The following is a 14,414-nucleotide window of genomic DNA, read 5'->3' on the forward strand; positions in this document are numbered from 1 at the left end:
TTACTCTGTGGTTGACTGCGTACCAAGGCTTACATAGATAGTCACCGTTCCGTCTGGATCGACCGTCTTGCTTGGACTGTATCTGGTCACAAATCCATTTCCTACAGATGCACTGTACTCGGTTGCCTCTTTGACTGTTCCTTTGAATCCGGCATCATTCAATGCCTCCACTGCCTCTTCATAGGTCATTCCCACGCTGACAGATGGAATCGTTACCTGTTCCCGGCCTTTGCTGACAGTGATCGTCACTGTGCTTCCCGGCTGCACATAGGTTCCTCTGTCCGGACTGGTGCTGACTACCAGGCCTGCACGCATATCATTACTATATGTTTCTTTTACTTCTACTTTAAATCCATCCCCCGCCAGTTCTGACTGGGCTCTGCTGGATTCATGACCGATAACATCGGTCACTTTCTTTTTATTCGGTCCGCTGCTCAGCACAATGTTAACTTTTCCACCGCTCTCCGTCTCGGAATTGGCTGACGGAGACTGGCTGATGACAAGACCGGATTCTACTGTATCGCTGGACGCTTCGCTGACCGTACCAACCGTCAGACCTGCTGCCGTGATCGCACTCTTCGCTGCATTTTCATCTTTACCAACTACCGACGGAACTGTCACTTTGCTGTTAGTGGTCGTGGTGGTTGTACCGGAAGTGGTGCTTCCTGTACTGCTGGTTCCATCTGAAGAAGCAGTAGATCCTGCTGCCGCCAAGGTTACTGTCACCGTTGTACCTACCTTCACGCTGTTTCCTGATTCTTCACTCTGCGCAATGATCTGACCTGCAGAATACTGATTGGATTTTTCAGATTCTCCACGCTCGATCTTCAGTCCAAGTTCTTCCAGAACCGTTCTTGCCTCTGCATAAGTCTTTCCAAGAAGGCTCGGCATGTTCACTGTATTCCCCTGGGATGCGGAACTGCTGTCATCTTCTTCGTCCGCGCTCTGCTCTGTCTGCTGGCTGTCGCTGGTATCTGTATTGGATTTTTTGCCGATTCCAAGCACTTTTGAGAACAGCAGAAGCATAATGATCACAATGATCACTGCCAGAACCACTCCTGCGATCGTCATGGCACGTTCAACGGTCGGACTCAGTTCTTCATCATCCTCATCATCTTCGCTGTCTTCGTCTTCTTCCTCATCATCCTCGTCCTCATCCTCATCCTTGCTCAGATTCACTCTGCGGGACTCTTTGACCTTGGACGTGGTTCCTTTTGTCATAATCACGGTCTTGGCCTGCTCATCAAGATCTACCATCTGTACGAAATCACCATCCGGATCTACCAGAGACTGTTTCAAATCTGCCATCAGATCCCCGATATCCTGATATCTGCGGTCCGGACTCTTCTCCGTGCATTTCTTGATGATCTGCTCCAGACTGTACGGAATCTCCGGGCAATACTTGCTGGGCGGAACCATCTGTTCCTGCAGATGCTTCACTGCCACAGTCACCGCAGTCTCCCCATCAAACGGAACACGGCCTGTCACCATTTCATACATGACGATACCAAGAGAATAAATATCGCTTCTATGATCTACATATCCGCCTCTTGCCTGCTCCGGAGATGCATAATGCACAGAACCCATGGCACTGGAAGTCGTGGTCTGGGAAGTGGTTGCCTTGGCAATACCAAAATCTGTTACCTTTACTTTTCCTTCTCTGGAAATAATAATGTTCTGTGGTTTGATATCCCTGTGTACAATATGATTATTATGGGCAACCTCCAGTCCTGCAGATACCTGAATTGCAATACTGGTTGCCTCTTTGATGGTCAGGCGGCCTTTTCTCTCAATATAATTCTTCAGAGTGATCCCTTCCACCAGCTCCATCACAATATAATAGATACCGTTCTCATCACCGACATCATATACATTTACAATATTGGGATGAGCAAGCCCGGCTGCTGCCTGAGCTTCCTCCTTAAATTTCTTTACAAATCCGTCATTGTCACGGAATTCCTCTTTCAGTACTTTGACTGCAACGTAACGGTTCAGCTTATGATCTTTTCCCTTGAAGACCTCTGCCATACCGCCGGTTCCTATTTTTTCCAGAATCTCATAGCGGTCTCCCAGAATCGTTCCCGTCTTTATCATAATCCTACCTCACTGTTATCTATTTCAACCAATACAACTGCAATATTATCCAGTCCACCATTCTTGTTCGCTTTGAGGATCAGCTCCGCACCGATCTCCGAGATATCTTTCTTCTGACTGATCAACCTGCAAAGCTCCGTATCCTCCACCATATTGGTCAGTCCATCAGAACAGAGCAGATAGCGGTTTCCTGTCTCCACACGAAACGGAAACAGATCAATCTGCGCCTCGTCCTGGATTCCCAGTGCCCTTGTAATAATATTTTTATCTGGATGTCTTCTGGCTTCTGTGGCACTTAGTTCTCCCTTTCGCACCAGCTCCGCCACCAGGGAATGATCTTCTGAAATCTGCCGGATCTGCTTCTGTGAGATCTCATACAGCCGACTGTCTCCGATATTGGCTGCCAGCGCTTCATCTTTATATACTGTCAGCACTACCAGTGTTGTTCCCATTCCATGATATTCTTCCCGCTCTTCCGATTTTTCATATAACCGGTAATTGGCGTAGCGGATCGCCTTCTGAAGGATCAGCGCCGGTCTGGTCTCCACGCTCCGGCTGATAGCCTCCACAATGGTCTGCACCGCATAGGAAGATGCCAGGTCTCCTGCTTTATGACCTCCCATTCCATCTGCCACAATGTACAGATTCGGAAGATTTCCGACCGGTGTGTCGGAAGCATACACATAATCCTGATTCACTTTTCTCACACGGCCCACGTCCGTCATTGCGACCGATGTCTGCACTTCCACTTACCTCTCTTTTTCAGTATCCATATAGCTCTTTCTGAGCTGTCCGCATGCGCCGTCAATATCCCGGCCCATTTCCCTTCTAATAGTAACATTTATCCCTGATTTTTCAAGTTTATTTTTGAAATTGAGGATTGCACGGCTGTCCGACTGCACGTAATCCCTCTCTTTGATCGGATTGACCGGGATCAGGTTGATATGACAGTTCAGGTCTTTGACCAGCTCCGTCAGTTCTCTGGCATCCTCGCTGCTGTCGTTGACGCCTCCTACCAGACTGTATTCAAATGTGATCCGTCGGCCAGTCTGTTCAAAATAATACCGGCAGGCATCCAGCACATCTTTCAGATCAAATTTATAGGCCACCGGCATCAGCGTCTTGCGCTTCTCCTGGCTGGACGCATGAAGGGATAATGCCAGCGTGATCTGAAGCTTCTCATCTGCCAGACGACGCATATTCGGAACAATACCGCAGGTAGATACCGTCAGATTCCGCTGACTGATATGAAGTCCTCCCTCATCGGTCAGCAAATGAATAAACCGAAGCAGAGAATCGTAATTGTCCAGAGGTTCTCCTGTTCCCATAACGACCACGTTATGCACCCTCTCCTGGGACCACTTCTGGATCTTATAGATCTGATCCAGCATCTCGGATGGTTTTAACCCACGCTCCAGTCCGTCCAACGTGGACGCGCAGAACCGACAGCCCATACGGCAGCCTACCTGCGAGGAAATACAGACTGAATTGCCGTGGTGATATTTCATCAACACGCTCTCGATCACATTTCCATCTGACAGGCGGAACAGAAATTTACTGGTCTCATCGATCTTCGATGTCTGTACTTCCACCAGCTCCAATGATATCAGTTCATACTGCTCCTTTAATTTTTCCCGCAAGCCTTTGGAGAGATTGGTCATCTCATCAAAACTGTCCACCAGCTTCACATGCATCCACTCATAGATCTGTCCTGCACGAAACTTCTTCTCTCCGATCTTTTCCATCTCTTCCTGCAGTTCTGGAAGAGTCAGTGATTTTATATCAATCATGTTCTTTTCTCTCCATCCCGGCGATGAAGAATCCATCATACTTATCCACGCCAGGAAGCATTATTATCTCTTTTTTCAACAAAAACGGGTGCGTTTTCAAAAACCAATCCACAGTTTCCACATTTTCCGCTTTGTGGACGGTACAAGTACTGTAGATCAGCTTTCCACCCGGCTTCACATACTGCCATACTATATCCAGGATCCTGTGCTGAAGCTCTACCAGCTCCTGCTGTTGTTCCGGTGTCATCCGGTATTTCAGATCATTTTTCTTATTTAATACTCCAAGGCCGGAACATGGAAGATCAGCCAGCACAATGTCTGCCTTTCCGATCCAGGATTCATCAAGGACGGTAGCATCATGGCAGACTGCACGAATATTCGTAAGCTCTGAACGATCGATATTGTCCTGGATCAGTTCAACTTTATAATCCGTCAGATCTCTTGCCTCCACAAGTCCGGTTCCATGAAGAAGTTCTGCCAGATGAAGACTCTTTCCTCCAGGTGCCGCACAAACATCCAGACAGATGTCGCCTTCCTTCGGCGCTGCAGTCAATGCCACCTGCATGGAACTGACATCCTGCACATGGAACAGCCCTTCCCTGAAGGAAGAAAGAGCCCGCAGATAATCAAACCCGGAGATTGCCAGTGCGCAATCCATGCCGTCCACCTCCTGAACGGTCACACCTTCAGATTCCAGACGCGCCTTCAGTTGCTGCTTTGTTGTCTTCGTCTCATTGATCCGAATGGTCACCGGCTTCTCTACATACTGATCCGCCAGCATCCGAACTGCCTTGTCTTTCCCATATTCCTCGACCCACTGGTCTACGATCCACTGAGGTGTAGAATAACAGATGGACAGATCATCAAAAGAAATCTCTTCTATTCCTCTGGCAATGCTTCTGAGCACGCCGTTTACAAACCCTTTCAAGGTTCCGAAGCCTTTTTTCTGCGCCAGACGCACTGCCTCGTTACAGACGGCAGAATCCGGCACCTGATCCATGTATTTCAGCTGATAAACCGACATTCTCAGCAGATTACGGATCACCGGCTTTTGTTTCTTCACCGGCACTTTAGAAAAATGGTTGATGATGGCATCCAGCTCCAGTCTGCGCTCCAGAGTTCCTTCACAAAGGCGGGTCAGGAATGCGCGTTCCTGCTTATCCAGATACTGGTATCGCTCCAACATACCACGAAGTGCCACATGGCTTAAGGCTCCTTTTTCCACTTCCAGCAGAAATTCCAGCGCGAGCCCTCTTGTATTTACCTGATCAGTCACGTCTTCTGTTACCTCCGAACAGGATAATAAGTCTTAACATGGACAGGATCGATGCTGCCGCTGCTGCCACGTATGTCATAGCTGCCGCTGACAGTACTTTCTTTGTCTTAGACAATTCATCATCAGACATCATCCCTGTCTCTCTTAAGATCCGTACCGCACGGCCGGATGCATTAAACTCTACCGGCAAAGTGATCAGCTGGAACAGTACACCAAAGAAGAAGCACAGCAGCCCCACCTGGATCAGGAAATGAGAGCTTCCCAGAAATACACCCAGAAGAAGGATAGGAAAAGCAACCTGTGTTCCCAGATTCGCTACCGGCACAAATGCAGAACGGAACCGAAGCGGAACATAGTCCTCCTGATCCTGGATCGCATGACCACACTCATGAGCAGCCACACCGATGGCAGCTACGGAATTAGATCCATAGACACTGTCGGACAGGCGAAGCACTCTGGCTTTTGGATCATAATGGTCTGTCAGATTACCACTCACATGCTCGATCCTCACATCATAGATACCTGCCTGTCTGAGAATCTGTGCAGCTGCCTGCGCTCCGGTCAGTCCGGAATAACTGTATACCCGAGAGTATTTGTTATAAGTTGATTTTACTGTTGCAGACGCCCACAGTGACAGAACTGCTCCAATGAGTACCAGAATATACGTAGGGTCATAATAATAGAAAAACGGCATAATTTCCTCCTATTCTGCCGAAAGTACCGTTCCCGGAACTACTTTGTATCCTCTTAAAAATGCACCTGCATCCATTCTTGCTTTTCCTGCAAGCTGGATCTCGCGAAGCACCAGGATACCGTCCCCGGTCTGTACATGAATGGCATCTTTTGTCACTTCCAGTATCTCACCACTTTCTCCCTTTGATGCACTTTGGGGCAGCACATCACATGCCCATATTTTCAATGTCTTTCCGTCAAGATGAGTATATGCACTGGGCCACGGATTCAGTCCACGGACCAGACGTTCAATCACGACTGCACTCTTGTTCCAGTCGATATTTCCCATTTTTTTATCCAGCATGGATGCATAAGCAGTCGGTGACTCTCCCTGCTTTTCCGGGGTGATCTCGCCCTTTTCCAGCTTTGCAAGAGTCTCCACACAGAGACGTCCACCAGCCTCACTCAACTTATCAAAGAGACTTCCTCCCGTCTCCTTTTCATCCAGCGGTACGATTGCCTTTGCCAGCATATCGCCGGTATCCAGTCCTTCATCCATCTGCATGATCGTCACACCGGACTCTTTTTCCCCATCGATGACTGCCCACTGGATCGGTGCTGCTCCGCGGTACTTCGGAAGCAGGGAAGCATGCACATTGATGCATCCATATTTTTTCATATGAAGAATGGACGCTGGAATGATCTGTCCAAAAGCCGCTACCACACACACATCTGCTTCCGTCTTCTCCAACACATCCTTTGCCTCACGGATCTTCACCGGCTGGAATACCGGAATTCCCAGCTCTTCAGCCACAACCTTCACCGGTGTGGGAACCATCGCGTGTCCACGTCCCTTTGGCTTATCCGGCTGACTCACTACCAGTGTGATCTCATGACCGGCTTCTGCCAGGGATCTGAGCGTTCCCACTGCAAAATCCGGTGTTCCCATGAAAATAATTTTCATATTCGCTTATTCCTCCTCGTCCATGACAGTATCGTGAAGTTCTCCTTCCACCAGATCCACATACAGCTTTCCATCCAGATGATCGCACTCGTGGCAGATGGCTCTCGCCAGCAGTTCTGTTCCTTCCAGATCATAGGTATTGCCATCCTCACCGGTAAAGCGGACAGTCACTTCGTTAGGTCTGGTCACGATTCCAGCTTTTCCCGGTACACTTAAACATCCTTCGTCTCCGGTCTGAGAGCCTTCCGTCTTTGTGATCTGTGGATTGATCAACACGAACGGACCATCTCCCACATCGATCACAACGATTCTTTTCAGTACACCCACCTGCGGTGCTGCCAGTCCGACACCGCCAGCCTCATACATGGTCTCCAGCATATCATCGATCAGCTCCACGATCTTTGGTGTGATCTCTTTTACTTCTTTGCTTGTTTTACGGAGAATCGGATCTCCTTCATAACGTAAATTTCTGATTGCCATAATGTCCTCCTAATATGCCTGCAATGGATTGTAGTCAAACTGGATAAAAATATCGTTCCAATTATCTGTACCAGCAATCTGCTGCTCCAGCAGTTTTTTTATTTTTAATAAGATAATTTTCTTTTCATGTTTCATATAAATAACCTTGCGGTAACTGTCATTTTTCCGGGCGAGAGCCGCATCAGCCGGTCCGATCAGACATAAGCCCTCCACATGGGCATTACGGATCCATTCTACCAGTTGTTCTGCGCAGCTTTCCAATTTTTCCAGATCTTTTCCCGACAAATAGATACCAAGCATCTCATCCACCGGTGGGTAGCCCATCAATTCCCGGTATAGGATCTCCTGCTCATAAAATGCGTCATAATCCTGCTTTGCCGCGGTCTGAATGCTGTAATGCTCCGGCATATAGGTCTGTATTACCGCTTCTCCTGCCTTGCTTCCTCTGCCGGCTCTTCCCACCGCCTGGGTCAGAAGCTGAAAGGTCCGCTCTGCAGCCCGATAGTCAGACGCATACAGTGAAATGTCTGCCGCAACAATACCAACCAGTGTAACATCAGGAAAATCATGTCCCTTCACGATCATCTGTGTTCCCACTAAAATGTCCGCCTGTCCATTTCCAAAAGCACTTAAGATCTGCTCGTAGCTTTCTCTTGTACGGGTGGTATCATAGTCCATCCGCAGCACTCGCGCCTGAGGAAATAATCTGTGCACCTCCCGCTCGATCTGCTGGGTTCCTGCCCGGAAGCCGGAAATATATGGGGATCCGCAGGAAGGGCAATTCTTCGGCATCGGGATCCGATAACCACAATAATGACATCGAAGGCTTCCATCCTTGTGAAGAGATAAGGTCACATCACAATGAGGACAGCGAATCGATTTCCCGCAGGAACGACAGGACACAAATCCAGACAACCCACGACGGTTCAAGAACAACATGGTCTGCTGTCTTTTTTTTAGCCTGTCATCCATGGCCGACAGAAGTCTCCGGCTGAAAATACTTCGATTTCCATCCCGAAGCTCCTCTCTTAGATCCACCACCGATACTTCCGGCAAAATTGCCTGCCCGATCCGTGAGGTCAGTCGATACCATCCAAACTTTCCTTCCCTGGCTCTCCTGCTGGTCTCCACGGACGGTGTGGCACTTCCTAAGATAAGAGAAGCCCCATGCTTTTTCGCCCGGACAGCCGCCACTTCTCTGGCATCATACCGGGGAACTGTCTCACTTTTATAGGCTCCTTCATGCTCTTCATCAATGATCATAACACCAATCTGTGAAAATGGTGTAAACAACGCAGACCTTGGTCCAATCATCACATCAATTTCTCCGGCTTTGGCCCGAAGAAACTGATCATATCGTTCTCCCTCCGACAGTCTGGAATGCATGACCGATACCCGATCTCCAAACCGCTCATAAAAGCGCCGGACTGTCTGGAAAGTCAGGGCGATCTCCGGAATCAGCACGATTGCCTGCTTTCCTTCTGCGATCACCCGGCTGATCAGTTCCATATACACTTCTGTCTTGCCGCTTCCAGTAACACCTTCCAGCAAATAGGTTTTTCGAATGCCCTGTGCATACTCATCCCAGATTCCATCCACAGCATTCTTCTGCTCTTCTGTCAGCGTCCGCTGTATACCGGTCTGTTCAAATTTTCCGGCAAAAGGATTCCGGTACTGCACCCGGGATATCTGACGGACCACGCCATCTCGTTCCATCCCCTGTATGACAGAAGATGTGATCTTAAGATCTGCTGCTTCCTTTGAAGACAATTTTCCGTCATGATCCAGAAGTCCTGCCAGCAATCTTGCCTTTGCCCGAAAATTTTTATGGAGCACTTCCTTTAATAACTGCTCCGCCTCTTCTCTTGGAATCGCAAGCACAATACATTTTTCCTGTCTGCTGCTCACTTCCTGTTTTACCGGAAGTACCGTTTTCAGAGCCTGGTTCATGGTGGAACCATAAAACTCCTTCATCCATGCCGCCAACGCGATCAACTCCGACTCCGCCGGCACAGCGCCATCCACCAGACCGGTGACCGGCTTGATCTTTTCCACCGGATAATCCGGCACATCCGTGACACCTGTCACATATCCTTTGATGGTTCGATTTCCCATGCCAAAGGGAACCTGCACCTGCATACCGGTGCTGATCTTCCCCTGAAGTTCCTCCGGAATCCGGTACTGAAAGATCCGATCCAGCTTCTCATGGGAAATATCTACGATCACATTGACGAATTCCATCTATTTTTCTGCCATCTCCTTCAATACCTCCTGGATCAGCACACGCTCATCCATGGGATATTTGACTCCTTTGATCTCCTGGTAGTCCTCGTGTCCTTTTCCTGCCAGCACGATGACATCTCCCTTCTGACCATGTTCGATCACATAGCGGATCGCTTCTTTCCTGTCAGAAATCTCCACATATTTTCCTTTGGTTTTTGCCATACCGACCTTGATATCATCAATGATCGCCTGCGGCTCCTCAAATCGTGGGTTATCAGACGTGATCACGGTCAGATCCGCCAGATTACCGGATACCTCGCCCATCTCATAGCGACGCAGCTTGGAACGGTTTCCGCCACAACCAAAGACACATACCAGCCGCTTTGGATGATATTCTTTTAATGTAGTCAACAGGCTCTCTAAGCTCATGGCATTGTGTGCATAGTCGATCATCAGAATGAAATCATCGGATACTTTAATCATCTCAATACGTCCCTTGGTCTTCACTACTTTAAGAGCCGCTTTTAAATCCTCCTGAGACACCTTAAAATGCTCGCAGACAGCAATCGCTACCAGTGAGTTATACACACTGAAGCGTCCCGGCACATCAATTTCCACATCCATATCAATCTTTCCGGATACATGGTATTTTACGCCCAGATAGCCCGGTCTTCCGATCAGTTCCATGTCAGATGCCCGATAATCAGCTCTGTCTGAGAATCCGATGGTCTCCAGATCGCAGGTATGACCTGCCAGTACCATATCAAAATGCTCATCATCCACATTCGCGATTCCATGACGGCACTGGCGGAACAGCATCCCTTTGCATGCTGCGTATTCTTCAAAGCTTGCATGCTCATTGGGCCCGATATGATCCGGCGCCAGATTGGTAAAGATGCCAATCTCAAATGGAATACCGGCAGTACGATGCATCATCAGTCCCTGGGAAGATACTTCCATGACGCAGATCTGGCAGCCTGCCTCCACCATCTGTGCAAAATATTTCTGCACAAGATAGGATTCCGGCGTAGTGTTGCTGGACGGAATATGAGTATCACCGATAATGGTCTCAATGGTTCCGATCAATCCCACCTTGTATCCAGCATGCTCCAGAATTCCTTTTACCATAAATGTAGTAGTGGTCTTTCCCTTGGTTCCTGTGATTCCGATCACTTTCAGCTTTTGCGCTGGGTGATCAAAATACGCTGCGGACAGCATGGAAAGCGCATAACGGCTGTCCTCCACCAATACTAAAGTCACGCCTTCCGGTACCTTCACCGGACGCTCTGCCACGATCACTTTTGCGCCTGCCCGGGCGATCTCCTCTGTATGGTCATGGCTGTCATATGCCGCACCCTTGATGCAGACAAACATACAGTCCTTTGTCACCTTTCTGGAATCATAGACCAGCTCTGAGATCTCTCCTTCTGGCTTTCCGTCTATCACTGTGTACTTCAGTTCCTGTAAAAGTCCTGCAATATTTTTCATGAAAGAATCTCCTTCTCTTTTTCCAATGCGCCTATTATATCACAATTGTCTTATCCTTGCAATTTTGTCTATAAACACGTATACTGTTAGTAACCGTTGGAGCCTGAGGAGATTGACACAGAAGCACAGTGAATGCTCGCACTCATAGGTACTTCTGCAGAAAGCTCTCTGCAGCGGGACACCGCAGCGAGAATGCCACAGATCTCTGAGATTCCAGGCTCCACTATACACTACAGAAATGAGGACCCATCATGAGCAAGAAAAAAGTTGTCGTTGCCCTCGGGCACAAAGCGCTGGGTGCTACCCTTCCCCAGCAGCAGGACGCAGTAAAAGGCGCCGCAAAAGCTATTGCAGATCTTGTAGAGGCTGATTGCCAGGTTATTATTTCCCACAGTAATGCCCCACAGGTGGGTATGATCCATACTGCTATGAACGAATTCGGAAAGCAGCACCCGGATTACACCTTCGCACCCATATCTGTCTGCTCTGCCATGAGCCAGGGTTATATCGGATATGACCTGCAGAACGCCATTCGTGAAGAACTTCTCAACCGTGGCATCAACCGTCCGGTTGCTACCATTCTGACCCAGGTTGTTGTAAATCCATACGATGACTCCTTCTACAAACCAGTCAAAGTCATCGGTCGTATCATGACCAAGGAAGAAGCTGACGCTGAAGAAGAGAAGGGAAATTACGTGGTCAAAGTGGATGGCGGTTATCGTCGTATCGTATCCGCACCGAAGCCGGAAGATATCGTAGAGATCGACAGTATCCGCGCTCTGTCTGATGCCGGTCAGGTTGTCATCGCCTGCGGCGGCGGCGGAATCCCTGTTCTCAAACAGGCAAATCGCCTGAAAGGTGCCAGTGCTGTTATTGAGAAAGATCTGGCAAGCGGCAAGCTGGCTGAGCTTCTGGATGCAGATGTTCTCCTGCTTCTGACTGGCGAGAAAAAGCTGTACCTGAACTATGGTAAGGATAACTGCGAACCGCTGGATACGATCAGTGTAGACAAAGCCCGCTCCTACATTGCAGAGGGTCAGTTTGCTGAGACTTCCATTCTTCCGAAAGTTGTTGCTGCTGTTTCCTTCGTATCCGGAAAGCCGGGCCGCGTAACTGTGATCGCTGACCTGGACGACGCAAAAGCTGCCCTGGAAGAAAAAGCCGGAACCATTATCAAATAATCATTTTCTCTTGTACATAAAAATGCTGTGGTGACCTGAATTTCTTTTCTGGTCTTCCACAGCATTTTTGTTTATTTATTTTTCTCGTAAATAATCTTCAGACCTTTGAGCAGCAATGCATCATCCAATGTGATCTCATGTCTACAATACGGAATCAGAGCTTTCGCCAGTCCGCCAGTAGCGATCACATGAAGCTTCTGTCCCATCTCTTCTTCTATTCGATCCAGCATTCCATCGATCAACGCCACATTTCCATAGAAGACACCGCTCTTCATACAGTCAACCGTATTTTTTCCAATCAGCTTTGCAGGCGGTTCCAGACTGATCTTTGGAAGCTGCGCCGTGCGGGCAGTCAGTGTATCTGCTGCGATCCGCATCCCCGGAATAATTGCTCCGCCAATATAGTTCTTCTTCTCATCCACCACACAGATGGTCGTTGCCGTTCCCATATCAATGATGGCCGCAGGCACCGGATACTCATGGACTACCGCTACTGCATTGACGATCCGGTCACTTCCCACCTGTCTTGGATCATCCATCAGAATATTCAGACCCGTCTTCACACCAGGACCGATCAACATGACTTCCGTATTCAGAATCTTCTCCACAGACCGTTTCACAATATTTGTCACTGGCGGCACAACCGAAGAAATAATCCCTCCGTCCAGCTGCTCAATGGAAATGCCATACATTTCCAGTACATTTTTAAAACTGATCGCATATTCCAGCTCGGTTCTGGTGGCTTCCGTGGACATCCGCTCCACGAAGCAGATTTCCTCACCTTTGATGCATCCCACCACAATATTTGTATTTCCAATATCTACTGCTAAAATCATCTTTTATTGATTCCTCCATGTTTTGCGATTCCGTTCCTGCACGCAGGAATATTTATACTTTATCATCTTTTCCTTTACTTTTCTACCTCTTTATGCCAATATTTAGTGTGAAACTATATGAGCTTACTCATAAATATTCGAAATCTTGGGAGTTGCAAAGCAGCGCAAAACCCTGCAAGCGCAATTTTACAAATGACTGTCTAAACCGTCCAGGAGGAATCTATGTTAAAAAATAAATGTGTCGTATTAGGCGTTACCGGAAGTATCGCCGCATATAAAATTGCAAATCTCGCAAGTGCGTTGAAAAAACTACACTGCGATGTACAGGTCATCATGACCCAAAATGCTACTCAGTTCATCACACCGGTCACCTTTGAAACCCTCACCGGAAATAAATGTCTGGTGGATACCTTTGACCGGAATTTCACCTTTGAGGTGGAGCATATTTCTGTGGCAAAGAAGGCAGACCTTGTACTGGTGGCACCGGCTTCGGCCAATGTGATTGGCAAGCTGGCACACGGCATCGCTGACGATATGCTGACCACTACCATTCTCGCCTGTAAATGCCCAAAGCTCATCTCTCCAGCCATGAATACAGGCATGTATGAAAATCCAATCGTGCAGGATAACTTAAAAACACTGGCCCACTATCACTGGCAGATCATTGATCCTGCCTGCGGCCACCTGGCCTGCGGAGACACTGGAGCCGGAAAAATGCCGGAGCCGGAAGTACTGCTTTCCTATATCTTAAGGGAACTGGCTTACGAAAAAGATCTGACCGGCAAAAAAGTACTGGTCACCGCCGGTCCTACTCAGGAAGCCATTGATCCGGTGCGCTTTATCTCCAATCATTCCACCGGCAAAATGGGATATGCCCTGGCAGAAGCTGCCATGCAGCGAGGTGCTGAAGTGACTCTGGTCAGCGGACCTGTCTCTCTGACTCCACCACCTTTTGTAAACGTCGTGTCCGTCACCTCTGCACAGGATATGTACAATGCAGTCACTTCCCTTGCACCAGAGCAGGATGCAATCGTAAAGGCTGCAGCTGTTGCCGATTATGCACCTTCTCAGGTCAGCACTGAGAAAGTCAAAAAAAAGGACGGCGATATGTCTATCCCCCTGACCCGCACCCAGGATATTCTGAAATATCTTGGTGAGCATAAAAAACCTGGTCAGTTTTTATGTGGTTTTTCCATGGAAACAGAGCATCTGCTGGAAAATTCCCAGGCAAAGCTCATCAAGAAAAATGTAGATATGATCGTTGCCAATAACCTGAAGACCGCCGGTGCCGGATTTGGAACCGATACCAACGTGGTGACATTGATCACCAAAAATGATATCCAGGAACTTCCACTGATGAGCAAAGAAGAAGTAGCACATGCCATCTGGAATAAAATTTTTAAGTGACAA

General features: G+C 48.3%; 12 protein-coding genes. 2 read left to right on the top strand and 10 right to left on the bottom strand.

What is annotated here, in order from left to right:
• The 9 genes from pknB to WMO62_RS05260 are packed head-to-tail and all read right to left on the bottom strand — an operon-like array spanning position 1 to position 10,987.
• Positions 1-2,094 carry a Stk1 family PASTA domain-containing Ser/Thr kinase gene (gene pknB / locus WMO62_RS05220; RefSeq protein ID WP_349144043.1) on the bottom strand — a complete coding sequence of 698 codons (2,094 nt, stop codon included), beginning with the start codon at positions 2,092-2,094 and terminating at the stop codon, positions 1-3.
• Positions 2,091-2,837 carry a Stp1/IreP family PP2C-type Ser/Thr phosphatase gene (locus WMO62_RS05225; protein WP_349144044.1) on the bottom strand — a complete coding sequence of 249 codons (747 nt, stop codon included), beginning with the start codon at positions 2,835-2,837 and terminating at the stop codon, positions 2,091-2,093. Before WMO62_RS05225 ends, pknB begins: the two co-directional genes overlap by 4 nt.
• 6 nt (positions 2,838-2,843) lie before the next feature.
• Positions 2,844-3,884 carry a dual-specificity RNA methyltransferase RlmN gene (gene rlmN / locus WMO62_RS05230; RefSeq protein WP_117496784.1) on the bottom strand — a complete coding sequence of 347 codons (1,041 nt, stop codon included), beginning with the start codon at positions 3,882-3,884 and terminating at the stop codon, positions 2,844-2,846.
• Positions 3,877-5,160 carry a 16S rRNA (cytosine(967)-C(5))-methyltransferase RsmB gene (gene rsmB / locus WMO62_RS05235; protein WP_349144045.1) on the bottom strand — a complete coding sequence of 428 codons (1,284 nt, stop codon included), beginning with the start codon at positions 5,158-5,160 and terminating at the stop codon, positions 3,877-3,879. Before rsmB ends, rlmN begins: the two co-directional genes overlap by 8 nt.
• Positions 5,153-5,854 carry a zinc metallopeptidase gene (locus tag WMO62_RS05240; protein WP_117496782.1) on the bottom strand — a complete coding sequence of 234 codons (702 nt, stop codon included), beginning with the start codon at positions 5,852-5,854 and terminating at the stop codon, positions 5,153-5,155. The genes rsmB and WMO62_RS05240 overlap by 8 nt, the downstream gene beginning before the upstream one ends.
• Positions 5,855-5,863: 9 nt before the next feature.
• Positions 5,864-6,796, bottom strand: coding sequence for a methionyl-tRNA formyltransferase (gene fmt / locus WMO62_RS05245; protein WP_118717918.1), 933 nt, complete (start codon positions 6,794-6,796; stop codon positions 5,864-5,866).
• Between the two features lie 6 nt (positions 6,797-6,802).
• On the bottom strand, positions 6,803-7,276 hold the full coding sequence (gene def, locus WMO62_RS05250) for a peptide deformylase (protein ID WP_117496780.1): 474 nt from the start codon (positions 7,274-7,276) through the stop codon (positions 6,803-6,805).
• A 9-nt stretch (positions 7,277-7,285) separates the two neighbouring features.
• Entirely contained in the window at positions 7,286-9,517 is a 2,232-nt protein-coding gene (gene priA, locus WMO62_RS05255) for a replication restart helicase PriA (protein ID WP_349144046.1), read from the bottom strand.
• Complete coding sequence (locus WMO62_RS05260; RefSeq protein WP_349144047.1) at positions 9,518-10,987, bottom strand: UDP-N-acetylmuramoyl-L-alanyl-D-glutamate--2,6-diaminopimelate ligase; 1,470 nt, start codon at positions 10,985-10,987, stop codon at positions 9,518-9,520.
• A 251-nt stretch (positions 10,988-11,238) separates the two neighbouring features.
• Here WMO62_RS05260 and arcC point away from each other — a divergent pair, with 251 nt between their 5' ends.
• Positions 11,239-12,168 carry a carbamate kinase gene (arcC, locus tag WMO62_RS05265; RefSeq protein ID WP_117496777.1) on the top strand — a complete coding sequence of 310 codons (930 nt, stop codon included), beginning with the start codon at positions 11,239-11,241 and terminating at the stop codon, positions 12,166-12,168.
• Between the two features lie 71 nt (positions 12,169-12,239).
• Here the strand turns inward: arcC and WMO62_RS05270 are convergent, their stop codons facing one another.
• On the bottom strand, positions 12,240-13,004 hold the full coding sequence (locus WMO62_RS05270) for a type III pantothenate kinase (RefSeq protein ID WP_117496776.1): 765 nt from the start codon (positions 13,002-13,004) through the stop codon (positions 12,240-12,242).
• A gap of 222 nt (positions 13,005-13,226) precedes the next feature.
• Here WMO62_RS05270 and coaBC point away from each other — a divergent pair, with 222 nt between their 5' ends.
• Positions 13,227-14,411, top strand: coding sequence for a bifunctional phosphopantothenoylcysteine decarboxylase/phosphopantothenate--cysteine ligase CoaBC (gene coaBC / locus WMO62_RS05275; RefSeq protein ID WP_349144048.1), 1,185 nt, complete (start codon positions 13,227-13,229; stop codon positions 14,409-14,411).
• Positions 14,412-14,414 lie beyond the last annotated feature (3 nt).

It is taken from the genome of Hominiventricola aquisgranensis (assembly GCF_040096225.1).
GTDB classification, from domain to species: domain Bacteria; phylum Bacillota; class Clostridia; order Lachnospirales; family Lachnospiraceae; genus Hominiventricola; species Hominiventricola aquisgranensis.